At 69.5% G+C, this 22568-nt stretch carries 23 protein-coding genes and 1 riboswitch; of the genes, 7 read left to right on the top strand and 16 right to left on the bottom strand.

Annotated elements, in window-relative coordinates; all coding sequences use genetic code 11:
- The first annotated feature begins 83 nt into the window (after window positions 1–83).
- Window positions 84–1040, top strand: coding sequence for a non-homologous end joining protein Ku (gene ku / locus C8E96_RS20450; RefSeq protein ID WP_091374844.1), 957 nt, complete (start codon window positions 84–86; stop codon window positions 1038–1040).
- Entirely contained in the window at window positions 1037–1198 is a 162-nt protein-coding gene (locus C8E96_RS33425; protein ID WP_166658059.1) for a hypothetical protein, read from the top strand. The genes ku and C8E96_RS33425 overlap by 4 nt, the downstream gene beginning before the upstream one ends.
- Here the strand turns inward: C8E96_RS33425 and C8E96_RS20445 are convergent.
- The 8 genes from C8E96_RS20445 to C8E96_RS20410 all read right to left on the bottom strand — a co-directional run bounded on the left by C8E96_RS20445 (window position 1185) and on the right by C8E96_RS20410 (window position 8345).
- The gene (locus C8E96_RS20445; RefSeq protein WP_091374841.1) at window positions 1185–2558 is read right to left on the bottom strand and encodes an L-serine ammonia-lyase; all 1374 of its coding nucleotides are present in this window, start codon (window positions 2556–2558) and stop codon (window positions 1185–1187) included. The genes C8E96_RS33425 and C8E96_RS20445 overlap by 14 nt on opposite strands.
- Before the next feature lie 75 nt (window positions 2559–2633).
- Window positions 2634–3905, bottom strand: a complete 1272-nt coding sequence (gene glyA / locus C8E96_RS20440) for a serine hydroxymethyltransferase (protein ID WP_091374838.1) — start codon at window positions 3903–3905, stop codon at window positions 2634–2636.
- A gap of 5 nt (window positions 3906–3910) precedes the next feature.
- Window positions 3911–4288, bottom strand: a complete 378-nt coding sequence (gene gcvH / locus C8E96_RS20435) for a glycine cleavage system protein GcvH (protein ID WP_091374834.1) — start codon at window positions 4286–4288, stop codon at window positions 3911–3913.
- 19 nt (window positions 4289–4307) lie between these two features.
- Window positions 4308–5405 carry a glycine cleavage system aminomethyltransferase GcvT gene (gene gcvT / locus C8E96_RS20430; RefSeq protein ID WP_091374831.1) on the bottom strand — a complete coding sequence of 366 codons (1098 nt, stop codon included), beginning with the start codon at window positions 5403–5405 and terminating at the stop codon, window positions 4308–4310.
- 301 nt (window positions 5406–5706) lie between these two features.
- Window positions 5707–5814: riboswitch (glycine riboswitch) on the bottom strand.
- Window positions 5815–5845: 31 nt separating this feature from the next.
- On the bottom strand, window positions 5846–6574 hold the full coding sequence (locus C8E96_RS20425) for an energy-coupling factor ABC transporter ATP-binding protein (RefSeq protein ID WP_091374829.1): 729 nt from the start codon (window positions 6572–6574) through the stop codon (window positions 5846–5848).
- Window positions 6571–7308, bottom strand: a complete 738-nt coding sequence (gene cbiQ / locus C8E96_RS20420) for a cobalt ECF transporter T component CbiQ (protein ID WP_091374824.1) — start codon at window positions 7306–7308, stop codon at window positions 6571–6573. Before cbiQ ends, C8E96_RS20425 begins: the two co-directional genes overlap by 4 nt.
- On the bottom strand, window positions 7309–7641 hold the full coding sequence (locus C8E96_RS20415) for a PDGLE domain-containing protein (RefSeq protein WP_091374820.1): 333 nt from the start codon (window positions 7639–7641) through the stop codon (window positions 7309–7311).
- Window positions 7638–8345 carry an energy-coupling factor ABC transporter permease gene (locus C8E96_RS20410; RefSeq protein WP_091374816.1) on the bottom strand — a complete coding sequence of 236 codons (708 nt, stop codon included), beginning with the start codon at window positions 8343–8345 and terminating at the stop codon, window positions 7638–7640. The genes C8E96_RS20415 and C8E96_RS20410 overlap by 4 nt, the downstream gene beginning before the upstream one ends.
- 186 nt (window positions 8346–8531) lie before the next feature.
- Between C8E96_RS20410 and C8E96_RS20405 the strand changes: the two genes are divergently transcribed.
- Both C8E96_RS20405 and C8E96_RS20400 read left to right on the top strand, forming a co-directional pair.
- A complete protein-coding gene (locus C8E96_RS20405; RefSeq protein ID WP_091374813.1) occupies window positions 8532–9197 on the top strand; it encodes an Rv0361 family membrane protein in 666 nt (221 codons plus the stop codon).
- A 75-nt stretch (window positions 9198–9272) separates the two neighbouring features.
- Window positions 9273–10253, top strand: a complete 981-nt coding sequence (locus tag C8E96_RS20400; RefSeq protein WP_091374809.1) for a hypothetical protein — start codon at window positions 9273–9275, stop codon at window positions 10251–10253.
- On the opposite strand, the gene C8E96_RS20395 is transcribed toward C8E96_RS20400, so the two are convergent.
- From C8E96_RS20395 to C8E96_RS20380, 4 genes are read right to left on the bottom strand one after another with little or no spacing between them, the layout of a single operon-like run.
- Window positions 10158–11048, bottom strand: a complete 891-nt coding sequence (locus C8E96_RS20395; RefSeq protein WP_091374805.1) for a GNAT family N-acetyltransferase — start codon at window positions 11046–11048, stop codon at window positions 10158–10160. The genes C8E96_RS20400 and C8E96_RS20395 overlap by 96 nt on opposite strands.
- 40 nt (window positions 11049–11088) lie before the next feature.
- A complete protein-coding gene (locus C8E96_RS20390; protein WP_091374802.1) occupies window positions 11089–12168 on the bottom strand; it encodes a zinc-binding dehydrogenase in 1080 nt (359 codons plus the stop codon).
- A gap of 26 nt (window positions 12169–12194) precedes the next feature.
- The gene (locus C8E96_RS20385; RefSeq protein ID WP_091374798.1) at window positions 12195–13364 is read right to left on the bottom strand and encodes an acyl-CoA dehydrogenase family protein; all 1170 of its coding nucleotides are present in this window, start codon (window positions 13362–13364) and stop codon (window positions 12195–12197) included.
- A gap of 11 nt (window positions 13365–13375) precedes the next feature.
- Entirely contained in the window at window positions 13376–14527 is a 1152-nt protein-coding gene (locus C8E96_RS20380; RefSeq protein ID WP_091374795.1) for an acyl-CoA dehydrogenase family protein, read from the bottom strand.
- A gap of 112 nt (window positions 14528–14639) precedes the next feature.
- On the opposite strand from C8E96_RS20380, the gene C8E96_RS20375 reads away from it, so the two are divergent.
- The 3 genes from C8E96_RS20375 (at window position 14640) to C8E96_RS20365 (ending at window position 16837) form a co-directional block, all read left to right on the top strand.
- Complete coding sequence (locus C8E96_RS20375; RefSeq protein WP_091375586.1) at window positions 14640–15272, top strand: TetR/AcrR family transcriptional regulator; 633 nt, start codon at window positions 14640–14642, stop codon at window positions 15270–15272.
- A gap of 174 nt (window positions 15273–15446) precedes the next feature.
- A complete protein-coding gene (locus C8E96_RS20370) occupies window positions 15447–15908 on the top strand; it encodes a hypothetical protein (RefSeq protein WP_133794614.1) in 462 nt (153 codons plus the stop codon).
- Between the two features lie 65 nt (window positions 15909–15973).
- On the top strand, window positions 15974–16837 hold the full coding sequence (locus C8E96_RS20365) for a phosphatidylinositol-specific phospholipase C (protein WP_228769881.1): 864 nt from the start codon (window positions 15974–15976) through the stop codon (window positions 16835–16837).
- Window positions 16838–16839: 2 nt separating this feature from the next.
- On the opposite strand, the gene C8E96_RS20360 is transcribed toward C8E96_RS20365, so the two are convergent.
- The 4 genes from C8E96_RS20360 to C8E96_RS20345 are packed head-to-tail and all read right to left on the bottom strand — an operon-like array spanning window position 16840 to window position 21761.
- Window positions 16840–17442, bottom strand: coding sequence for a GTP-binding protein (locus tag C8E96_RS20360; protein WP_166658058.1), 603 nt, complete (start codon window positions 17440–17442; stop codon window positions 16840–16842).
- The gene (locus tag C8E96_RS20355; protein WP_228769880.1) at window positions 17423–17983 is read right to left on the bottom strand and encodes a DUF742 domain-containing protein; all 561 of its coding nucleotides are present in this window, start codon (window positions 17981–17983) and stop codon (window positions 17423–17425) included. The genes C8E96_RS20360 and C8E96_RS20355 overlap by 20 nt, the downstream gene beginning before the upstream one ends.
- Window positions 17984–17990: 7 nt before the next feature.
- Window positions 17991–18431 (bottom strand): roadblock/LC7 domain-containing protein, encoded by a 441-nt coding sequence (locus C8E96_RS20350; protein ID WP_091374789.1) that lies wholly within the window; start codon window positions 18429–18431, stop codon window positions 17991–17993.
- A 27-nt stretch (window positions 18432–18458) separates the two neighbouring features.
- Complete coding sequence (locus tag C8E96_RS20345) at window positions 18459–21761, bottom strand: sensor histidine kinase (protein ID WP_133794612.1); 3303 nt, start codon at window positions 21759–21761, stop codon at window positions 18459–18461.
- Window positions 21762–22568 lie beyond the last annotated feature (807 nt).

Here is a 22568-nt window from a genome sequence, read left to right as displayed (position 1 = left end):
GTGTCAGTACCGTTGAACAGGACCGATGGGCCCGATGTGGTCCACACTGGGGTAGCACGGACAACTACTGCCGGGGAGGCAGCGTGGCACGGCCGATTTGGAACGGCGCGATCAACTTCGGGCTCGTGACGGTCCCGGTCGAGCTCTACGGGGCCACCGAGGACCACACGATCAGCTTCCGGCAGTTCGAGCGCGGCACTTCCGACCGCATCCGGTACAAGCGCGTCAACGAGCGCACCGGCAAGGAGGTCGCCTACTCCGACATCGTCAAGGGCGCGGAGATCGGCGGCGGCGACTACGTGATCATCGAGCCGGACGAGTTGGACGCCATCGCGCCCGGCCGCTCCCGCACGATCGACATCTCCGCGTTCGTCGACATCGACTCGATCGACCCGATCCACTACCAGAAGACGTACTGGCTGGCGCCGGCCAAAGAGGAGTACGGCCGCGCCTACAGCTTGCTGCTGCAGGCGATGCGCAAGTCGAACAAGGCCGGGGTCGCCACGTTCGTCATGCGCGGCAAGGAATACCTGACGGTCGTGCGCGCCGGCGAGGACCTGCTGATTCTCACCACGATGCTGTTCGCCGAGGACCTGCGCGACCCGGCCAAGGAACTGAAGTCCATGCCGGAGATCACCCCGGCGCGGGGCAAGGAACTCGACATGGCCATCTCGCTCATCGACTCGATGAGCGAGGAATGGAAGCCCGAGGAGTTCCACGACACGTACACCCAGCGCGTCGAGCAGCTCATCGAGGACAAGAAGGAAGGCCGCGAGATCGTCTCCGAGGAGGCGCCGAGCGAGCCGACGAAGGTCGTGGACCTGTTCGACGCGTTGAGCAAGAGCGTCGAAAGCCGCAAGAAACGCCGCGAGGAATCCCCGGAACCGGCTGAGGATCTGTCTAGCCTGACGAAGGCAGAGCTCGACAAGCTGGCCCGTGACCTCGACGTCAAGGGACGTTCGAAGATGACCCGCGATGAGCTGGAAGAGGCGGTGAAATCGGCGAAGGGCACGGGCGCGAAGAAGAGGAGGGCTTCATGACCTGCTCCGAGTGCCTCGCTCACGTCTCGCATTGCCACGGCACGCTGATCGTCGACCTGGTGGCTGTGGAATGCACCGACGCCGACTGCGTCGACCTCGACCCCGCGCGCCACGCGTTGGTGGTCGCGCGGGGGCGCGTGCCCGTCAGCACTCGATGACGTTGAGGGCCAAGCCGCCGCGCGAGGTTTCCTTGTACTTGGTGTGCATGTCGGCGCCGGTCTGACGCATGGTCTTGATGACCTTGTCCAGGTGCACGATGTGGGTGCCGTCGCCGCGCAGGGCCATCCGGGAGGCGTTGATGGCCTTTGTGGACCCGACCGCGTTGCGTTCGATGCACGGGATCTGCACCAGGCCGCCCACCGGGTCGCACGTCAGTCCCAAATGGTGTTCCAGGCCGATCTCCGCCGCGTTCTCGACCTGCGCGACCGAGCCGCCCAGCACCGCCGTCAGGCCGGCCGCCGCCATCGCGCACGCCGAGCCGACCTCGCCCTGGCAGCCGACCTCGGCGCCCGAGATCGAGCCGGTTTCCTTGAGCACCACGCCGATCGCGGCGGCGGTGAGCAGGAAGTCGATCACACCGTCCTCTGTGGCCACCGACAGGAACCGCGTGTAGTAGTGCAGGACCGCGGGGATGATGCCCGCGGCGCCGTTCGTCGGGGCGGTGACGATCCGGCCGCCGGAGGCGTTCTCCTCGTTGACGGCCAGCGCGAACAGCGTGACCCAGTCCATGACGTAGAGCGGGTCGCCCGCGCCGTCCTCGGACAGCAGCTTGTCGTGCAGCGCCTTCGCGCGGCGGGGGACCTTCAGGCCGCCGGGGAGGACACCGTCCTGCTCGCAGCCGCGCGTCACACAGTCCTGCATGACCTGCCAGATCGCCAGCAGCCCTTCGCGGACCTCGGCCTCGGTGCGCCACACCAGTTCGTTGCGCAGCATCACCTGCGCGATGGTCAGGTCGTTGGCCGCGCAGTGCTCCATCAGCTCCGCGCCCGTGCGGAACGGGAACGGGACTGGTGTGGTGTCGGCGGAGATGACCGGGCCGTCGGCCGCGGTCTCGTCGAGCACGAAGCCGCCGCCGACCGAGTAGTACGTGCGTTCGGCGAACAGGCCGCCCGCGGCGTCCCAGGCGGCGAAGGTCATGCCGTTGGGGTGCAGCGGCAGCGACTTGCGCCGGTGCATGACGAGATCGTCGTCCTCGGTGAACCTGACCGTGTGCCTGCCGAGCAGCCGCAGCTGCCCCTCCTCGCGGATCTTGGCGACCCGCGGGCCGACGGAGGCCGTATCGATGTCTTCCGGGCGTTCGCCCTCCAGGCCCAGCAGCACGGCCTTGTCGCTGCCGTGGCCGTGGCCGGTCGCGCCGAGGGAGCCGAACAGCTCCACGCGCACGCGGGCCACCCGGTCGAGGTCGCCGCGTTCGGAAAGGCCGTCGACGAACATCAGCGCCGCGCGCATCGGGCCCACCGTGTGCGAACTGGACGGGCCGATACCGATGCTGAACAAGTCGAACACACTGATAGCCACGACGAACCTTCCACTTCCAAAATTCAGCGTACTCGGGCCACACCAGGTCGTGGTGTGGCCCGAGCGCCGCGTTGTTCAGCCCAAGTCGGGGTAAAGCGGGCGTCGCTTGACCAGCAGGTCCACGCGGTCGCGCAGCTCCTGCCGGGTGGTGTCGTCGAAGTCCGGGCCCAGCGCGACGGCGATGATGTCGGAGACCTCGGCGAAGTCCTCGGCGTCGAAGCCGCGGGTGGCCAGCGCCGGGGTGCCGATCCGCAGCCCGGAGGTGATCATCGGCGGCCGCGGGTCGAACGGGACGGCGTTGCGGTTGACCGTGATGCCGACCGAGTGCAGCCGGTCCTCGGCCTGCTGGCCGTCGAGTGCCGAGTTCACCAGGTCGACCAGGACCAGGTGGACGTCGGTGCCGCCGGTGAGGACCTTCACGCCTGCCTCGGCGCAGTCCGACCGGGAGAGCCGGTCGGCCAGGATCTTCGCGCCCTCGAGCACGCGGCGCTGCCGCTCGGCGAACTCCTCCGAGGCGGCGATCTTGAACGCCACGGCCTTGGCCGCGATGACGTGCTCCAGCGGGCCACCCTGCTGGCCGGGGAACACCGCGGAGTTGACCTTCTTGGCCAGTCCCTTGCGGCAGAGGATCACTCCGCCGCGGGGGCCGCCGAGGGTCTTGTGGGTCGTGGTGGTCACCAGGTCGGCGTGCGGCACGGGGCTGGGGTGCAGACCCGCGGCGACGAGACCGGCGAAGTGCGCCATGTCGACCATCAGCAGCGCGCCGACCGAGTCGGCGATGCGGCGGAACTCGGCGAAGTCGAGCTGGCGCGGGTAGGCCGACCAGCCCGCCACGATCAGCTTCGGCTGCGCCTCCACGGCGAGGCGCTCGACCTCGGCCATGTCGACGATCCCGGTCTCCTGGTCGACGTGGTAGGCCACGACGTTGTAGAGCTTGCCCGAGAAATTGATCTTCATGCCGTGCGTCAGGTGACCGCCGTGCGCGAGATCGAGGCCGAGGATCGTGTCGCCGGGGTTGAGCACGGAGACCATCGCCGCGGCGTTGGCCTGCGCGCCCGAGTGCGGCTGCACGTTGGCGTGCTCGGCGCCGAAGAGGGCCTTGACCCGGTCGATCGCGAGCTGCTCGATGACGTCGACGTGCTCGCAGCCGCCGTAGTAGCGGCGGCCGGGGTAGCCCTCGGCGTACTTGTTCGTCAGCACCGAGCCCTGCGCCTCGAGCACGCCCACCGGGGCGAAGTTCTCCGAGGCGATCATCTCCAGGGTCGACTGCTGGCGGTGCAGCTCGGCGTCGACAGCCGCGGCGACGTCGGGGTCGACCTCGGCGAGGGACTGTCCGAAGGTGCTCATCCGGCTCAGTCTTCCTTGGTCAGCGCGTTGTACGCGGCGACGTCGAGCAGGTCGGTGTCGCCCTCGACGGCGACCTTGAAGAGCCAGCCCTCGCCGAACGGGTCGGTGTTGACCACACCGGGGTCGTCCACGACGGCCTCGTTGACCGCCACGACCTCGCCGTTGACGGGGGCGTAGAGGTCGCTGACCGACTTGGTCGACTCGATCTCGCCGCAGGTGTCGCCCGCGACGAGCTTGTCGCCGACCTCGGGGAGTTGGACGAAGACGACGTCGCCGAGCGCCTCAGCTGCGTAAACGGTGATGCCGACGGTTGCGGTGCCCGCGTCGCCGAGGTCGACCCACTCGTGTTCCTCGGTGTAGCCGAGGTTCTCCGGATTGCTCATCTCTGTCTTGTTCTCCTGATCAGGCGGGACGCTGGTAGAAGGGCAGCTCGACGACCTCGACCGGCGTCGACGTGCCACGGATGTCGACGGCCAGGGCCGTGCCGGGCTCGCTGAGAGCGGTCGGCACGTACGCCATGGCGATCGGGTGGCCGAGCGTCGGTGAGAGGGCGCCGCTGGTCACGGTACCTACCGGGTTTCCGTCTCCGTCGAGAACGGGGTACCCGTGTCGGGGGGCGCGACGGCCGGTGCTGGTGAGCCCGACTCGCACGGTTCCCACGATATTGTCCTTGCGGCGCTCGAGGGCCTCGCGGCCGACGAAGTCACCGGGCTTCTCGAACTTCACGACCCGGCCGAGGCCGGCGTCGAACGGGGTGAACTCGGGGCCGAGCTCATTGCCGTACAGCGGCATCCCGGCCTCCAGGCGCAGGGTGTCGCGGCAGGCCAGACCCGCCGGGACCAGCCCGTGGTCCTGGCCGATCTCGGTGATCGCGTTCCAGATGTCCTGGGCGTGCTCGGCCTCGGAGTACAGCTCGAAGCCGTCCTCGCCGGTGTAGCCGGTGCGCGCGAGCAGCACGTCGTGGCCCGCGGCGGTGGCCGGGACGCTCGCGTAGTACGACAGCTTGTCCAGGTCCGAGCCGGTCACCTTGCGCACGATCTCCGCCGAAGTCGGCCCCTGCACCGCGATGAGCGCGCAGGTGGCGGAGCGGTCGTTGACCTCGACGGCGAAGCCGGTGGACCGCTCGCGCAGCGCCTCGGCGACGACAGCGGCGTTGGAGGCGTTGGCCACGACCATGTAGTGGTCGGTGGCGAGCCGGTAGACGACCAGGTCGTCGAGCACGCCGCCGTCGGCGTCGCAGATCATCGTGTACCGCGCGCGGCCCGGCTTGACCTTGGACAGGTACCCGACCAGGGCGTAGTCGAGCGCACGGGCCGCCTCGGGACCGGTCAGCTCGATCTCACCCATGTGGCTGAGGTCGAACAGGCCGGACGCCTCGCGGACCGCCTTGTGCTCGGCCAGTTCACTGCCGTAGCGCAGCGGCATCGCCCAGCCTGCGAAGTCGGTGAACGAGGCGCCGAGGGCCTCGTGCACCGCGTGCAGCGGGGAGGGGTTGCTCATGGAAGTTCGGTCTCCTTTTGCGCGCGGGTGGACAGTGCTCGCCGCAGCGTGGCACGACCGGCGTGCGGATGCGACGCGGCGGAGTGCGCAGGTGATTGTGTCGAAGATGGGTTCGCAGCCGGTTGGGCGGCGTGGACGGTGCGGACGAGGGTCATGGAGCTCCTTGGGTACGACGCGACAGGGCACACCTGTCCCGTTGTGGGAACTCCCCCTCTGTCATGGCACCTGAGAGCTTCACCGCGGAGAGCGGCTTGCACCGTGGGTGAGACGCCGGATGTCGCGTCTGCTTTCCAGAGTGGCCTGGCCTGGAACGGTAGCTTTACCTGAGAGATTCCGGGGAGTTTGCTCCTTCGGTGCCCCACCTGTGCCGACCTGTGGCTGAGGGTGGAGGCTCTCCCGTTCCGACTCATGCGGCCCGGTATTCGGTTATGGCGCGAACCCTAGTCGAGGCGGAACCCGAACGGAAGTTCCAGCCGGTGCGCGGCGAGCAGCGCGGTGTCGGCCAGCAGGTCGCGGGTGGGTCCGTCGGCCACGATCACACCGCCGTCGATCAGCACGCTGCGCGGGCACACCTGCAGCGCGTAGGGCAGGTCGTGGGTGACCATCAGCATCGTGCGGTCCAGTCCGAGCAGGACCTCGGCCAGCTCACGGCGGGCCACCGGCTCCAGGTTCGCCGACGGCTCGTCCAGGACGAGGATCTCCGGCTCGCAGGCGAGGACGGTGGCGAGGGCGACCCGGCGGCGCTGCCCGCCGGACAGGTGCATCGGCGAGCGGTCGGCGTGCTCGGCCATCCCGACCGCGTCGAGGGCCTGCTTGACCCGGGCGTCGAGGTCGGCGCCGCGCAGGCCGAAGTTGGCCGGGCCGAACGCCACGTCGTCGCGCACGGTCGGCATGAACAGCTGGTCGTCGGGGTCCTGGAACACGACGCCGACCCGGCGGCGGATCTCCTTGAGGTTGGCCTTGGCCACCGGCAGGCCCGCGACCTCGATGCGGCCCGCGCCCGCGGTCAGCACGCCGTTGAGGTGCAGGACCAGCGTGGTCTTGCCCGCGCCGTTCGGCCCGAGCACCGCGACCCGCTCCCCCTCCTCGACCCGCAGGTCGACGCCGAAGAGCGCCTGGTGGCCGTCGGGGTAGGCGTAGGCGAGGCTCTCGACGAGCAGCGCGGTCATAACGAGGCTCCCAGGACGGCGGCGGCGATCACGGCGGGGACCAGCCCGAGCAGCCAGGCCCCGCGGCCCACCGGGCGCGGGTCGTCGGGCATCGCGCCCGCCCAGCCGCGCGACACCATCGCGAGGTGCACCCGTTCCCCTCTCTCATAGCTGCGGACGAACAGTGTGCCGATCCCCCGCGCGGTCGCGCCGACCTGCCACAGGAACCGGGGGTCGTGGCCCCGGCAGATCCGGGCGGTGCGCATCCGCCGCGCCTCGGCCGCGATGACCTCCAGGTACCGCAGCATGAGCGTGGCGATGGTGATCACCATCGCGGGCACCCGCAGCCGCTGCAGGCCGACGATCAGGTCACGCGGCGAGGTCGTGGCCGCCAGGGTGAGCGACACCAGGACGCCGAGGGTGCCTTTCGCCAGGATGTTCCAGCCCGCGAGCGCGCCCTGTTCGGACACGGTGACACCCAACAGGTCCACGGTGGGCCCGCCCGCGACGAACGGCAGCGCGAACGCCAGGATGACGAACGGCGTCTCGATCAGCGCCCGCTTCGCCAGCCACCCCGGCGGGATCCGCGCGACGGCCCAAACGCCTGCCAGGACGGCGAAGTAGAGCCCGAAGGCCAGGAACTCGGTGCGCCTGGTCGCCACCACGCACAGCACGAAGACGAGTGCTGTGACGATCTTCACCTGGGCGGGCAGGCGGTGGACCGGGGTGTCGCCGGGACGGTGGAAGGGCTGCACTCAGGTCGTGGATCGCTTGCGCAGCAACCAGAAGAGGCCGCCTGCCAGGCCCAGGGTCAGCAGCACGCCGAGGACGCCCGCCATCCCGGTCGACCGCTCGTCCCCGCCGACCGCGTAGTCGGCCAGGGGGCTCGACGAGAGCTGGTGCTCCCGCGCCCGCTGCGCGATGCAGTCGCCCTTGAGCCGCTCGGCGCCGTCGACCTCGACGACCTCGCAGCCCACCATGGTCGCGTGGTCGAGCCCGTCCGGGTCGGAGTCGGCGAGGTAGGACACGGCGCCCGCGATCACCAGGGCGACCAGCAGGAAGCCGATGAAGAACCCGCGCTTCCTCATGCCGCCACCCCCGCGGCGGTGCGCAGTTCCAGCGGCCGCTCGGTGCCGCGCAGCAGGTAGACCAAGTCGGGCCGGACCGCGGCGACGGCGCCGACGGTGAGCGCGGTGATGACGCCCTCACCGATGCCGATCAGGCAGTGCACCCCGATCACGGTCGCGGCGACCGTGCCCAGCGGGAACGAGGTCTCACCGCCCATCGCGAACTCCACGACGAACCCGACCGACGCCAGCACGGTGTTGAAAACCGCGGCGATGAACGCGACCGCGACGAGCCCGGCCCGGCCGTGCTGGGCGAGCCGCCGCAGCGCCAGCGCAACGAGGAATCCCGCGGCGGTGCCGATGAGGGCCATGTTGGTGATGTTCGCGCCCAGCGCGGTGATGCCACCGTCGGCGAAGACGAGCGCCTGCACGACCAGCACGATCGACACGCAGAGCGCGCCGACCCACGGCCCCACCAGGATCGCCGCGAGCGCGCCGCCGAGCAGGTGGCCGCTGACGCCGGGCAGGACCGGGAAGTTGATCATCTGGGTGGCGAACAGGAACGCCGCGACCAGACCGGCCATGGGCGCGGTGCGGTCGTCGAGCGTCGCGCGCGCCCGAGCGGCCGCGACCGCCAGGCCGAGGACCGCGACACCGATGAACAACATCGATGTCGTCGCGTTCAACAGGCCGTCGCTCATGTGCATGGCGACCGAGGTGGACATTGGTTCCTCCCGTGCTCGGTCCACACGTTAGTTGCCCATAGCGAGCAACCGCCAGTAGTTGGCAATTACGGAGGGAACCAAGTGTCCGCTCTCACCGTCGGAACTTGACGCGAATACAGTGATCGAGCCGGCGTCGGGGTGTAGAAAGGCGCGGGTGTGATCCAGCCCAATCCCAGGAGTACTCCCATGTCGCAACCGCCCCAGCCCGGCGGCTACCCGTTCCCTCCGCAGCCAGGCGGTGACCCGCAGCAGCCTGGCGGGTTCCCCCAGCAGGGCGGGTTCCCCCAGCAGGGCGGATTCCCCCAGCAAGGCGGATTCCCCCAGCAGGGCCAGCCCCACCCGGGCCAGCCGCAGCCGGGTCAGCCGCAGCCGGGTGGATACCCGCAGTCCGGCGAGTTCCAGCAGCAGGGCTACCCGCAGCAGCAGCCCTACGGCCAGCCGGGCGCATACCCGCAGCAGTACGGCCAGCCCTACGGCGCCCCGAAGAAGAACAACAAGCCGTTGATCTTCGGCGCGATCGGCCTCGTGGTCGTCGGCGTCGTCGTGACCCTGATCCTGGTGCTCACCGGTGGCAGCGGTCCCCAGGCCACCACCGAGGCGCTCATCGACGCGTTCATCGACAAGGACGTCGCCGCCGCGAACGCCCTCATGTGCGACGCCAAGGACCATCTCCCGGCTGAGGCCTTCAAGGAGTCGTCGCAGTTCATCCCGACGGACATCAAGATCGTCGATGTCCAGGAGGACGGCGACACCGCGAAGGTGAAGGTCGAGGCCACCGTCGCCGGCGAGAAGGACACCAACACCTTCAAGCTTCGCAAGAAGGACGGCGACTGGTGCGTCGACGACATCTGATCTCCCTCTCGCGAGGGATCTGATTCCCTCCTGGGGCTCAGGTGCGGCGGCGGCCCGAACGCCAGGCTGACGGTTATGACGACCACACGACAGCTGGTGGGTCTCGGCGCCGTCGCCGCCACCTTCCCCTATCTCGCGCTCAAGCTGAACTGGATCTTCGGCGGCACCGTCGGCGTCGTCGGCGCCGACATGGACGAGCTGCTGGTGGCGAACATCGCCACCGTGTTCATGGACCTGATCGTGCTGGTCACCGCCCTGGCGCTGACCAGGCCGTGGGGGCTGCGCCTGCCCGCGCCGGTGGTCATCGTGCCGATGTGGCTGGCCTCCGGCATGCTCGCGCCGATCGTGCTCCTCGCCCCGCTGCTGCCCACCCTGCTCGGCGACGCGCCCGCCGGTGACGCCGCGTTCCTGCGGTCCTGGGTTTACGCCGTGGTCTACGGCGGTTTCGCGTTGCAGGGCGTGCTGCTGATGGCCGCGTTCGTCCTCTACACCCGGGCCCGGTGGCCACAGGTCTGGGCGGCTCGAAACACCGGGGCAGGTGACCCCCTCGCGTTGGGTCTGGCGGTGGTCGCGTCCGTGCTGGCGCTCGGTGTCGCGGCGGCGTACCTGTCGTGGGCCGTCGGCTCGACACTGGGGATGCCGCCCGGTCTGACCTCCGCGCCCGGCGCGGGCGACAGCGTTTCCATCGGCATCCACGGCCTGGCCGCCCTGCTCACCGCGGCCGGCCTGACCTGGCTGGTGCGCCGCCTGCCGCGGGATCGTCCGGTGATGGTGCCGCTGGGGATGACGTGGGTCGGCGCGGGCGCGATGTTCGGCTGGGCCTGTTGGTCGCTGGTCACCCTCGGCACCCGCTTCGGCGCCGACGACGTGTCGCAGGTCGTCGTCTACGTCCTGGTGTTGGCCGCGCAGGTGACCGCCGCGGTGCTGGCCGCCGTGATCGCCGCCTATCGCGTGACCGGACTAGCGCGTCAGGCCGATTTGGGTGGCGACGCGGCGGTAGCCGAGCCAACCATTGATGGCGAGCATGGGCGCGTTTCGGGCGTCCATCGAGGTTGAGGCCCGCACGATGCCCGCGGACGCGGCCCTGGCCAGCGCGGTGGACTTCACCAGCTTGGCCAGGCCCCGGCCGCGGTGGCCGCGCACGGTGCCGGTCATCCCGGACCAGGCGCGGTCGCCGTCGGTCTGCACCGCGGTGAAGCACGCGACCTTGCCGTCGACCATGGCCGCGGTGCTCAGGTCGTGGTCGAGCATCGGCGCTGACCAGACCTCGGTCAGCCACTCGTCGTAGTCGAAGGAGTCGATGGGTGCGGCGCTCGGTTCGTCCAGGGAGGCGGCGGTGTCCGCGTCGTAGACCAGCCTTGGGTCGACCGCGGCGATCGGGACCAGGTCCACGCCCGCGGGCGTGGGCGGGCACGGCGGCAGGACACGCGGATCCAGGCTCGCGAAGTGCATCTCGCGGGTGGGCGCGAATCCCTGTGCCACCGCGAAGTCCACGGACTCGGCAGCGGCGAACACCTGCACCCGACGCGCCCCGATGTCCGCCAAGTGGCTGTCGGTGCGCGAAACCAGCTCGGTGCCGATGCCTGCCCGCCGGTGATCGGGGTGGACGTGCAGGGTCAGGAACCCGACGCCCTCTTCACTGGTCCATGAGTTCAGGCCGCAGGCGGCCCACCCGACGACCGTGCCGTCCGAGCACGCGACCCAGATGGCGCCGCGCTGCGCGGGGGTCGGCTCGGCGATCTTCCTGCGCACCTCGGCGGCGCTCATCAGCTGGTACGGGAAGACGGTGCGCCGCAGCGCGGCGGCCGGTTCGGCGTCGTCGGAATGGGCGGGCCGAATGGTGAAGGGCATCAGCCGAAGCTAGCGCGCGACCATCCGACCCGCCACGGATTTACAGGCGCACCAAGGTCCGGGCGCCGCGGCCGGAGCGCATGTCCTCGAAGGCGCCCTCGATGCCGTCGAGGCCGGTGGTCGAGGTGACCAGACTCGACACGTCGAGCTGACCGGACCGGACGAGGTCCAGCAGGCGGGGGACGTCGACGTCCGGGTCGATCGAGCCGAAGACGCAGCCGCTGACCTTGCGGCCGAAGTAGTACAGCTCCAGCGCGCTGAACTCGACCTTCGCCTTGGCCGAGCCGACACCCACGACGACCAGGTGCCCGCCGCGCCTGCTCGACGACCACGCCGTGCGGATCGCCGCCGGGTGGCCGACGCACTCGAACGCGATGTCGGCGCCGCGGCCCTCGGTCAGCTTGCGGACCGCTTTCGCCGTGGTGTCGTCGGAGACGATGAAGTCGGTGGCTCCCTGCGCGAGCGCCAGGTCGCGCTTGGCCTCGGAGGTGTCGACCGCGATGATCGGCCCGGCGCCGGCGATCTTGGCGGCCTGCAGCACCGAAAGCCCCACGCCGCCGACGCCGACGACAACCACGGACTGCCCGGGTCGCACGGCTGCGGTGTTGAACACCGCGCCCGCGCCGGTCAGGACCGCGCAGCCGAGGACGGCGGCCTGCTCCAGCGGGATGTCGTCGGGGATCTTCACCGCGCCGCGCGCGGGGACGATGGTCTCCTCGGCGAACGCGCCACACCCCAGCCCCGGGTACAGCGCGGTGCCGTCGGCCAACTCGGCGTGCGGGATCTCGGCGGCGTCGGCGGCCCGCTCACACAGCCACGGCTCGCCCTCCCCGCAGAACCAGCACTCGCGACACGGGGGCGCCCAGTTCAGCAGCACGTGGTCGCCGGGGGCGACGTTCGTGACGCCTTCGCCGACTTCCAGCACGATCCCGGCGCCCTCGTGCCCCAGCACCGCCGGGATCGGCTGACGCAGCGTGCCGTTGGACAGCGACAGGTCGGAGTGGCACACACCGGCGGCCACGACCTTCACCTTGACCCGCCCCGGACCGGGGGCGGGCAGCGTGATGTCGGTGACCTGCATCGGCTTGCCCTGTTCGGTGAGAACAGCAGCCCTGACCATGACGCTCCTAGGTTGGTGGATCGGATCTAACCGAGTGTGCCGGACACGGTGGCGTGTCCTTTGAGCAGGTTACGGGCGATGGTGCGGCGCTGAATCTCGTCTGTGCCCTCGTAGATGCGCAGCAGCCGCAGCTCCCGGTACCACCGCTCGATCGGCAGTTCCCGGGTGTAGCCCATGCCGCCGTGGATCTGCAGGACCCGGTCGACGATCTCGTTGGCCTTGACGCCGCCGTACAGCTTCGCGATCGACTGCGCCTGACGGGAATCGCGGCCCTGGTCGACGACCCACGCGGCGTGCAGCACCAGCCAGCGCAGCGCCTCGATCTCCATCGCCGAGTCCGCGATCATCCACTGGATGGCCTGGTACTCGGCGATCGGCTGACCGAAGGTGACGCGGGTGTTCGCCTGCTCGATCGCCATCCCGACGAGTCGCTCACACGCGCCGAGCGCGCGGGCCGGGAGGGCGTAGCGGCCGCGGCCGATCCACTGCATGGCCAGCTCGAAGCCCTTGCCGACCTCGCCGAGGATGTTCTCCTGCGGCACCCGAACGTCCTCGAAGACGAGCGCGGCCGGACCCCACTCCCCCATCGTGTCGATCGGCTCGGAACGCCACCCGGCGTCGCGGTCCACCAGGAAGCAGGTGACCCCGCCGTTGGCGCCTTTTTCCTTGTCTGTCACCGCGAACACCATGGTGAAGTCGGCTTCGTTGCCGCCGGTGATGAAGGTCTTCTCGCCGTTGATGACCCAGTCGGTGCCGTCCTGCCGGGCCGACGTGCGGATCGCCTTGGCGTCGGACCCCGCGCCCGGCTCGGTGATCGCGAAGCACGACTTGCGGTCGCCCGCGATCGTCGGCAGCAGGTAGCGCTGCTTCTGCTCGTCGTTGGCGTGGAACAGGATGTTGTCGGCGTAGCCACCGAAGCGGAACTGGACGAACGAGCGGCCCAGCTCGGCCTCGATCAGCGCCATCATGACCGCGCTCAAGCCCATTCCGCCGTACTCCTGGGGCGTCTGCACACCCCAGAAGCCGGACTCCTTCGCCTTGAGCTGCAAAGCTTTCAGCTCGTCCGCGGGCAGCCCGGGCTGGTTGGCCCGCTCGCGGCGCAGCACCTCGGGCTCCAGGGGCATGATCTCCTTGCGGACGAACGTGCGCACCCACTCGCGGACTTCGCGTTCCTCGTCGCTCAGCGAGAAATCCATGAGGGTTCTCCTCAGACGAATGCGTTGACGCCGGTCAAGGCACGACCGATCAGCAGCTTCTGGATCTGGCTGGTGCCCTCGTAAAGCGTCATCACGCGGGCGTCGCGCAGGAACTTGGCGACCGGGTACTCGTCGAGGTAGCCGTAACCGCCGAACACCTGGATGGCGAGGTTCGCCGCGGACACCGCGTTCTCGCTGGCGAACAGCTTCGCCATGGACGCCTCGGTGCCGAACGGCTTGCCGCGCTCGATGAGGTCGGCGACCCGCCAGACCAGCAGCCGGGCGGCGTCGGTGGCGACCGCCATGTCGGCCAGCATCTCTTGCACCAGTTGGTATCCGGCGATCGGCTTGCCGAACTGGGTGCGCTCCAGCGAGTACTTGACGCTCGCGTCCAGTGCCCCCTTGGCAAGGCCGACGCAGCCCGCGGCGACCGACATGCGGCCCTTGTCCAGCGCGGACATGGCGATCTTGAACCCGACGCCCTCATCGCCGAGCCGCGCGGACTCGGGCACGCGCACGGCGTCGAGGACCAGTTCCCCTGTGGACTGACCACGCAGGCCGAGCTTGCCCTTGATCTCGCGGTGGGTGAAACCCGCCGAGTCGGTCGGCACCAGGAACGCGCTGATGCCCTTGGGACCGGGTCCGCCGGTGCGGGCGAAGATCAGGGAGACGTCGGCCCAGGTTCCGTTGGTGATGAACATCTTCGAGCCGGTGATGACGTAGTCGTCGCCGTCGCGGACCGCTTTGGTGGCGAGGCTGCCCGCGTCCGATCCGGTGTCGGGCTCGGTGAGGCCGAAGCAGGCCAGGGATTCCCCGGAGCTGAGCCGGGGCAGCCAGTGCCGCTTCTGCTCCTCGGAGCCGTAGCTCGCGATCGACTTGCCGACCAGGCCGAGCGAGACGGAGACGATCCCCCGGATCGCCGAGTCGCCGCGGCCGAGTTCCTCCATCATCAGGCAGTACGACAGGTGGTCGCCGCCGGAGCCGCCGTACTCCTCGGGGATGGTCATACCCAGGAACCCGATGGCGCCCAGTTTGGCCACGATCGCCCGGTCGACCTGCTCCCGGCGGTCCCACTCGGCCGCGTTGGGCACGACCTCCCGATCGATGAAGTCGCGCGCCAGGTCCCAGAGGGCCTGCTGCTCGTCGGTGAGAGCGAGGTCCATGACACTCCCAATCCAGGTTTCGGACGGTAAACCGTACGGTGTTAGGTTTAGTCAGGATAGGATCGTTGAACCGTCCCGGCAACCACTGCCGGCAGTGACCTGGGAGACACACGTGCCACGGCCGAGCACCCCGCTCCTGAGCCGCGCCCGCATCCGCGAGCGCGCTTTGGCGATGGTCGACGCCGAGGGACTGACCGGCCTGTCGATGCGCAAGCTGGCGGGCGACCTCGGCGTGCAGGCACCGTCCTTGTACAGCCACTACCGCACGAAAGACGAACTCCTCCACGACATCGCCGACGACATCATGTCCACAGTGGACGTCAGCGACTTCGCCGGAACCGATTGGGCGGCAGGCGTACGCACCTGGGCGCGTTCCTACCGGGCGGCACTGGCGGCCCACCCGAACATGGTCCCAGTGTTGGCCACCGGGCCCGCCCGCCGCGAAACCTCCCTTGCCCGAGCGGACGCGGTTCACGGCGGCCTTGTCCGGGCAGGCTGGCCACCTCGCTACGCCACGATGATCGGGGCTTCGACGAAGTACCTGGTATTGGGAGCGGCGATGAGCTCGTTCTCCCGCGGGTTCGAGGACGACGTCCAGGTCTATGTCGACCGGTATCCGCATCTTGACCAGGCGCACCGGTTGCGGGACCACGCGGACGAGATCGACGCGGACAGCTTCGAGATGGCCTTGAACGCTTTCCTCGACGGCCTCAGCGCAATGCGGACCCAACTGACCGACCGCTGACCATCACTGCTCGACGATGGTGAGCAATTCAGCCTGCCCAGTTGCTTCCACTTCGAAGTGATCGCTCCCATAATTTGATCAGGGCGGACCGACGTCGGCGTGGGACACAAGGGGGAACACATGCCTCAGTGGCGGAGAGTCTCGCCCCGATCGGCGAACGACGAGATGGCCGGCGTGTTCACGCTGCTCGGCGCGGGTTTCACGGGCGTAATGATCTACATAGCGGTTCGCGATGCGATCAAAGGCGGTTCGTCTCTTCTGGCCCTGCTCGGCGTCATCGCATTCCTGGCGTCGTTGACCACGTTCAGCTATCAGATGTTCAAACGCGGTATCTATGTCAGCGAACTCGGGGTGAGATCGCAGGAGCTCACCACTTCTCAAACCTTCCCCTGGGAGTCGATCCACAGGTTCAAGGTCCATCGCACCGACCCGATTCACTTCAGCGAGGAAGTGCTCATCGTGCTCCGAGACGGGTCGACCGTGCCGACACCCGTCCGATACCCGGACGACCCGGAAATCACGCACGAGAACGTGGTCAAGCACTACTGGGCAGGCCCGACCGTATGCAGGATCGCGGTGGACCGACTCACGAAGGAGTTGGCGCAAGCACGAAGCCGAGCGGACTACGACACCTGACGGGGTCCGAAACGCAAGACCCACCGCTAATGTGAACTCCATTCGCGACTGGGATGGAGTGGCGTATGGGCACCATGGTCTCTCGCAGGTCGTTCGGTCAGGCGCTCGCCGGGGCGGGGCTGGTCGCCGCAGGCGTCGGTCTCAGCACCGCCACCGCCTCCGCCGCCTCATCCAACTGGATGGGCGGGCTGCCCGACAGCACCCTTCTCTCCCGCATCAGCATGCCCGGCACCCACGGCTCGGCGACCCGGGTCGGCGGACCCGCGGTCGCGAACCAAGACCTCACCGTCGCCGAGCAGCTCAACGTCGGGGTGCGGTTCCTCGACGCCCGCTGTCGGCTGATCAACGGGTCCTTCGCCATGCACCACGGCGCGTACTACCAAAACCTGATGTTCGGCGACGTCCTCAACCAGTGCGCCGCCTTCCTCTCCTCGCACCCGAGCGAGACCATCCTCATGCGCGTCAAGCAGGAGTACTCAAACGACTCCAACGCCGCGTTCGGGGCCGTGTTCGCCGACTACCAGCGCCGCTGGCCCACCCTGATGAAGACCGACGCGCACATCCCCGCCCTCGGCCAGAGCCGTGGCAAGGTCGTCGTCATCTCCGACAACGGCGGAGTGCCCGGCATCGGCTGGGGTGGGCTCGACATCGCCGACGACTACGACATCCCCACCATCTTCGACCTCTACTCCCGCAAGTGGCCCGGCGTGCAGCGACACCTCGACGCGGCGCGGGTCTCGAACGGCAACCTGTTCATCACGTTCACCTCGTCCTGGGGCTGGGGTCTGTGGCCCCGGGACGCGGCCAACGCGATCGCACCCAGGGTGAGCGGGTACCTGGGCGCGCTGAACCGGCAGCTGGTCGGGGTCGTGCCGATGGACTTCATGACCGCGACCAAGGCCAGTCAGGTCTACCGGCTGAACTTCTGACCTCAGCCGACGCCGGCGCCATGCAATGCCACCCATCGGCGCATCGAGTATTCGACCATCGTGATCAAGGTCTGCTTCGTCGACTGCCGGTCGCGGGCGTCGCAGGTCACGATCGGGACTTCCGGGCCGATGGCCAGGGCGTCGCGGACCTCCTCCAGGTCGTGGCCGAGGACGCCGTCGAAGCAGTTCAGGCCGATGACGTACGGGAGGTTGCGCTCCTCGAAGAAGTCGATCGGCGAGAAGCAGTCCGCCAGCCGACGGGTGTCGGCCAGCACGACCGCACCGATCGCGCCGCGGACCAGGTCGTCCCACATGAACCAGAACCGCTGCTGCCCGGGCGTGCCGAACAGGTACAGGATCAGGTCCGAGTCCAGGGAGACGCGGCCGAAGTCCATCGCGACCGTGGTCGTGGACTTGTTGGGGGTCGCGGCGAGGTCGTCGATGCCCACGCTCGCGCTGGTCATCACCGCTTCGGTGGTGAGGGGCATGATCTCCGAGACGGAGCCGACGAACGTCGTCTTGCCCGCGCCGAAACCACCAGCCACCACGATCTTGACCGAGGTCAGCGTGGGGGCCTCCGTGTCCTCATAGCCGACGGAGTCCACTCAGTACCCTTTCCATCAACACCAGGTGGGCCTTGTTGGCACCACCGGTTGCGGTCTTGTGCACCGTGACCAAACCGAGCTGGGCCATGTCGCCCAACAGGACTTTCGCGACGCCGAGCGGCGCGCCGAACAGGGTTGCCACCTCGGCGACCGACCGCGGTTCCTTGCACAGCACGCCGATGGCGCGGTGTTCGGATTCCGCGAACGCGTCGGCGTCCGCGGCCCGGTCGCTGGTGGACACCATGGTCTCCACGCGCAGTTCGAACGTGGACCGGGTGCGCCCGCGCGTCCAGGCGTACGGGCGCACCATGGCGGCGTCTTCGACGGGGAGCGGCTCGACCGGGGCATGATCGGCCACACCGGATTCGCCCTCGGGCCAGTCCGGTTCCACGTCTCCGTTGTCCGCCACCGATTCCGCGGGTGGAGGCGGTTCTTCCAGTTCGGGCTTGCGGTGCTTCTTGCGGCCCCCGCCGAGCGAGAGGCCGTTCATCAGGTCGGCGATGGTCATTTCCGGGGCGGGTTCGCCCCACAGGCTGCTCATGTGTCTGTCATGCGGGCTGCCCCACCATCCTCCCGGTGGCGCCTTGCAGCGCCGCACGCAATTCCGGGGTCAGGATCTGGCCGACGCGGTCGACCAGAAGGGTCATCTCGTAGGCGACCTGCCCGATATCGCAGGTCGGTGCGGCGAGCACGGCCAGGCAAGAGCCGTCGCCGATGGCCATCAGGAGCATGATGCCGCGCTCCATCTCGACCACGGTTTCCTTGACCTCACCGGCGTCGAAACACCGTGCGGCACCGGAGGTGAGGCTGATCAGCCCGGACGCCACGGCGGCCAACTGGTCGGCGCGGTCGACCGGCAGCCGGGCGGAGGAGGTCAGCAGCAACCCGTCGGCCGAGACCACCACGGCGTGCGCCACCCCGGTGACTCGTTCCGCGAAGTCGTTGACCAACCAGCCGAATTGGCTTGGCTTGGACTGCGTGGACGTCATCGTGCTCCATTCATGGGAAGGTCCGGGTCAGACATCGGACCCGTGATCCTGGTCTCCTGCTTGGCGGGCAAGACTTTCGCGACCGCGGCCGACACCGCGCTGCAGGCTGCCAAGCCGGTCGCGCAGCGCGTCGGCGTCGCGCTCGACCCGCACCCGCGGGCCGGGCGCCGGGTCGAGACTGCCGGGCAGCAGCCGTTCGCGCGGCGTGCGCCGCGGCAGGCTGCCGTCGGCAGCGGTGTCCGAAGTGGACGTCGTGAGGTTTTCGGCGGCGGCCCAGCCGGAGTCCGCGGCGAAGCGCCACTGCGCGCCGCGCAGGTCCAGGCCCGGCTGGATCTCCGGCTGGCCGTGCGCGGGCCCGGTGTGGTGGGCGCCGCGGGCCCGGTGGACGCCGCGCTGGTAGTTCGACAGCCGGGTCCGCAGGTCCTCGGCGTCGCGGTCGGTGGCCGCCGGGGCGGGGGTCGCCGTGGGCTCGGCGCTGCCGGGCACCAGGTTGCGCCGAGGGGTCCGGCGGGGCAGCCCGGACCGGGTGAAGTCCTCGGGCTGTGCCCGCGAAACCGCTTGCGCCGCCTGGAAACCCTGGTCGGCGGCGAAGTCCCAGGCCTGCGGCATGGCGACGTCGGCGGCGGTGGAGTTCGGGTCGTCGGTGACCGCGCGGAACCAGGCCGAGACCATCTCGTCGAAGATCGGCGTGGTCTCCTGGATGCCGCGGTCGACCGGAGCGCCGGGGGCGCGCTCGTAGATGATGGTCGTGTCCCACCACCCGGTGGTGTCCTCGGCGGGTTCGGCCAGGCTCGGTGCCACCGGGGTGGGCACCGCCGGGGCCCCCGAAGCCCCCGAAGCCTCTGCAGTCGCCGAAGTCTCCGAAGTCTCGGGCGTTTCCGAGGTCTCGACCGGCACCACCGGGTCGAACAGGGCTTCCGCCGGGGCGTCGTCGGCCAGGCCGGTGGGGACCGGGTGGCTTGGCCAGGACGTCGCGTCGGCCGCGGGCGGCTCGGGCAGCGGATTCTGCGGAGCAGCAAGAGTGTCGACCGCGTCGCGCGGTGTGGGGAACTGCTCGGGCAGCTGCGCGCCGTCGCCGCGGGTCAGCGCGCTGAGCGCCTCGACCCCGCTGCGGATCGACCGCCGCGGCAGCCCGTTCGGGGTCGCGCCGCTCGATCCGTTGGTGCCGTTGACCTTCGAGCCGTTGGTCCCGTTGACCTTGGAACCAGCAGTGCCGTTGACAGCCGAACCATTGACTGTGGACCCGTTGACGTGGGACCCGTTGGTCCGCGGCGGATTCCCCGTGGGCGCTCCGCCGTCGGGGCCCTTGTCCAGGGCCGGAGGAAGTTCGGTGGCGGGCTTGCCCGGCAGTTCGACCACATTGGACGTGACCAGGTCGGCGGGCACGATCACCGTGGCCCGCAGGCCGGTCGGCGTGCCCGGCCGCAGCCGCACCTTGACGCCGTGGCGGGCGGCGAGCCGCCCCACCACGAACAGGCCCATCCGGCGGGAGGTGGTGGCGTCGACGACGCCGTCCTCGGCGAGCCTTCCGTTGGCCTCGGCCAGTTCGTCGGGCTTCATGCCGATGCCGCGGTCGCTCACCTCGATGCGGACGGTGCCGCCTTCGGTGTGGTGGCTGGAGATCACGACCTGGGTGGCGGGCGCGGAGAACGCGGCGGCGTTGTCGAGCAGCTCGGCGGTGAGCCGGACCAGGTCGCCCACGGCGTAGCCCACGACCAGCACGGTCGGCGGCGCGGTGATGACGACCCGCTGGTACTGCTCGACTTCCGAGACCGCCGCGCGCAGCAGGTCGGACAGGCTCACCGGCTGCTGGGCCCGGCGCGCCTGGTGCTCACCGGCGACACTGCCGGAGAGGACCATCAGGTTCTCGTTGTTGCGCCGCATCCGGGTGGCGAGGTGGTCGAGCTGGAACAGCGTCGCGAGCTGGTCGGCGTCCTCCTCGTCGCGTTCGAGCCGTTCGAGGAGCTGGAGCTGGCGCTGCACGAGCCCCTGGCTGCGGCGCGAGAGGTTGACGAACACGCCCGCGTAGTTGGCGCGCATGCCCGCCTGCTCGGTCGCGAGCCGCAGCGCCTCCTGGTGCACGGCGTCGAACGCCCGGGCGACCTGGCCGACCTCGTCCGCGGTGGCCACGGCCACCGGCTCGACGGTCGGGACAACCAGGTCCTTGCCGTCGCGGATCCGGGCCACCGCGGCGGGAAGGCCGCGTTCGGCGATGTCGAGGGCACCGCGCCGCAGGGCGCTGAGCGAGCCCAGCAGCTGCCTGCCGATGACGAACATGATCGCGGCGGCGAGCACCAGGGCCAGGATCAGGACGACCGACGCGATGCCCGCGCCGTCGCTCGCCGAGTCCTGCAGCGCCGCGGACCCGTTCTTGATCTGCGCGCCGAGGGTGGCGCTGACGTCGCTGAGCCTGCCGGAGACCAGCTCGCTCGCGGTGTTCCAGTCCTGCGCGCCGATCGGCGGCGCCGCGTTCTGGGGGCCGCCCAGGACGAGCTGGACCAGGTTGGCGCGGGAGGTGAGGTCGGCCTCGGTCAGCGTCCGGTCGTACTCGGCCTGCTGCGCCGGGTCGGCCAGGGCGCGGAAGTCCGCGGTGCGGTCGCCGAGGCGGGCCTCGGAGGCGCGCACGGCGTCGAGTTCCTGGCTGGTGAGGCCGCCGCGGGCGAGGCCGATGCCGACCAGACCCTGTTGGTAGTAAACCTCTTCCTTCGCCGCCTCGAGGTCGTGCAGGGCGCCCGCCGTGCCGGACAGGGCCGGGTCGGCGACCTCCTCGGCGGCGGCGCGGTCGAAGGCGATCAGCGAGCGGATCACCAGGGTGTAGCCGTCGAGCGCGGTGGGGCCGTCGATCTCGCGGGCGCCGACCCGGCCGCGCAGGACGTCGAGTTCGCCGAAGCGGGTCAGGACGTCGGCGTAGCGCGCGCCGGTGGTCTGGTTGGCGTAGGTCAGGCCGGCGGCCGCCTTGATCAGCGCGTCGCGGGCGCTGTCGGCCTGCCGCTGCTCGCTGAGCACCTCGAAGGCGATCTCCCGCGATTCCGAGGTCAGCAGGACCGAGGCCTTGGTGCGCTCGCGCTGCAGCCAGGTGACGGTCTTGTGGAGGGTGTCGTTGACCGTGACGAGCCGGTCGATCTGCTTGTAGGTGTCGGCGCGGTCGATCTGCGAACCGATCTGCAGGGCGCCGAGCACGACCGCGAACAGGGCGGGGACCAGGGTGACCGCGGCGAGCTTGACCGGGATTCTCCAGTCACGCCACTGGCGGAGCACCGACCTGCCGGGGGCGGAGCGCGACCGCCTCACCCCGGGTGGGGAGTCGGGATTGGACACGATCTCGGTCACTCGCACTCCTCCGCGACGGACTCTGGTCGCCGTGGGAATAACAGCCTCACCGCGCCGTTCTCCTTCCACCACGAATCCCGGACAGCACAGGGCACAACGGGGAACCACATGCAGGTCACCACATCCACTGGGGACAACTCACCAAACCGCATCGACTACCGGGTCAACTGCTTCGTCAACGTCTGCGTCAGCCGAATGGCGTCGCGTCGTCCCTCCCCGGACATCGGCGACTTCGGCGAGAACTTGAGAGCACAGCGTACCGTCGTTCAGGCGATCATCAACCTTTTCCGGCGCGACCGGACTGACCTGCATAAACGACCGAAACAGGGGTTTAGCGGCGGGTACGCGCGGCACTCACGACAGCATTTAGTCACACATCGAGTGGCATTTGGAAGCTTAATCGCTCGATCGGGTTACATTGACACTCTGGCGGCCCAGCGATCTTCGCGGCCACACCTCTCTTTGCTTCTACCTGCAACTACTCCCCCGCAACGAGCGTCCTGACCTCCACTGCGGGCCGTGATCACTCCACGATCGGTGACCATCACCCTGCCGTGAGCCACCATGAACACGGGGCGTGATCATCTGGTTCACCGGGTCGTGTGAAGTCCTGGATCGGCCCGTATCCAATTGCCGCCGCTATCGTTCCGTGATCCGCGCCGAGAAATAGCACCGATCATTAGGCGATCCCGCTAGTCGTGGGTAGTATGGCGCGGCCCGGTCCCGCAATGCGGCGACGGGCGCGGGACCATTCGGCGCGATATCTCCCGCGCCGCCGAAGGACCCGACCCATTCACCCACGCGAGT

The organism is Actinokineospora alba (genome assembly GCF_004362515.1).
In the GTDB taxonomy this organism is placed as follows: Bacteria; Actinomycetota; Actinomycetes; order Mycobacteriales; family Pseudonocardiaceae; genus Actinokineospora; species Actinokineospora alba.
This window is presented reverse-complemented; position numbering and strand designations above follow the sequence as displayed.

What these genes read in the sequence shown, in the direction of transcription:
- C8E96_RS33425 (WP_166658059.1), top strand. Translation starts at nt 1,037, where the DNA reads ATGACCTGCTCCGAGTGCCTCGCTCACGTCTCGCATTGCCACGGCACG.
- glyA (WP_091374838.1), bottom strand. Translation starts at nt 3,905, where the DNA reads ATGAGCACCTTCGGACAGTCCCTCGCCGAGGTCGACCCCGACGTCGCC.
- gcvH (WP_091374834.1), bottom strand. Translation starts at nt 4,288, where the DNA reads ATGAGCAATCCGGAGAACCTCGGCTACACCGAGGAACACGAGTGGGTC.
- gcvT (WP_091374831.1), bottom strand. Translation starts at nt 5,405, where the DNA reads ATGAGCAACCCCTCCCCGCTGCACGCGGTGCACGAGGCCCTCGGCGCC.
- C8E96_RS20425 (WP_091374829.1), bottom strand. Translation starts at nt 6,574, where the DNA reads ATGACCGCGCTGCTCGTCGAGAGCCTCGCCTACGCCTACCCCGACGGC.
- C8E96_RS20415 (WP_091374820.1), bottom strand. Translation starts at nt 7,641, where the DNA reads ATGAGGAAGCGCGGGTTCTTCATCGGCTTCCTGCTGGTCGCCCTGGTG.
- C8E96_RS20410 (WP_091374816.1), bottom strand. Translation starts at nt 8,345, where the DNA reads ATGTCCACCTCGGTCGCCATGCACATGAGCGACGGCCTGTTGAACGCG.
- C8E96_RS20405 (WP_091374813.1), top strand. Translation starts at nt 8,532, where the DNA reads ATGTCGCAACCGCCCCAGCCCGGCGGCTACCCGTTCCCTCCGCAGCCA.
- C8E96_RS20400 (WP_091374809.1), top strand. Translation starts at nt 9,273, where the DNA reads ATGACGACCACACGACAGCTGGTGGGTCTCGGCGCCGTCGCCGCCACC.
- C8E96_RS20395 (WP_091374805.1), bottom strand. Translation starts at nt 11,048, where the DNA reads ATGCCCTTCACCATTCGGCCCGCCCATTCCGACGACGCCGAACCGGCC.
- C8E96_RS20390 (WP_091374802.1), bottom strand. Translation starts at nt 12,168, where the DNA reads ATGGTCAGGGCTGCTGTTCTCACCGAACAGGGCAAGCCGATGCAGGTC.
- C8E96_RS20385 (WP_091374798.1), bottom strand. Translation starts at nt 13,364, where the DNA reads ATGGATTTCTCGCTGAGCGACGAGGAACGCGAAGTCCGCGAGTGGGTG.
- C8E96_RS20380 (WP_091374795.1), bottom strand. Translation starts at nt 14,527, where the DNA reads ATGGACCTCGCTCTCACCGACGAGCAGCAGGCCCTCTGGGACCTGGCG.
- C8E96_RS20365 (WP_228769881.1), top strand. Translation starts at nt 15,974, where the DNA reads ATGGGCACCATGGTCTCTCGCAGGTCGTTCGGTCAGGCGCTCGCCGGG.
- C8E96_RS20355 (WP_228769880.1), bottom strand. Translation starts at nt 17,983, where the DNA reads ATGAGCAGCCTGTGGGGCGAACCCGCCCCGGAAATGACCATCGCCGAC.
- C8E96_RS20350 (WP_091374789.1), bottom strand. Translation starts at nt 18,431, where the DNA reads ATGACGTCCACGCAGTCCAAGCCAAGCCAATTCGGCTGGTTGGTCAAC.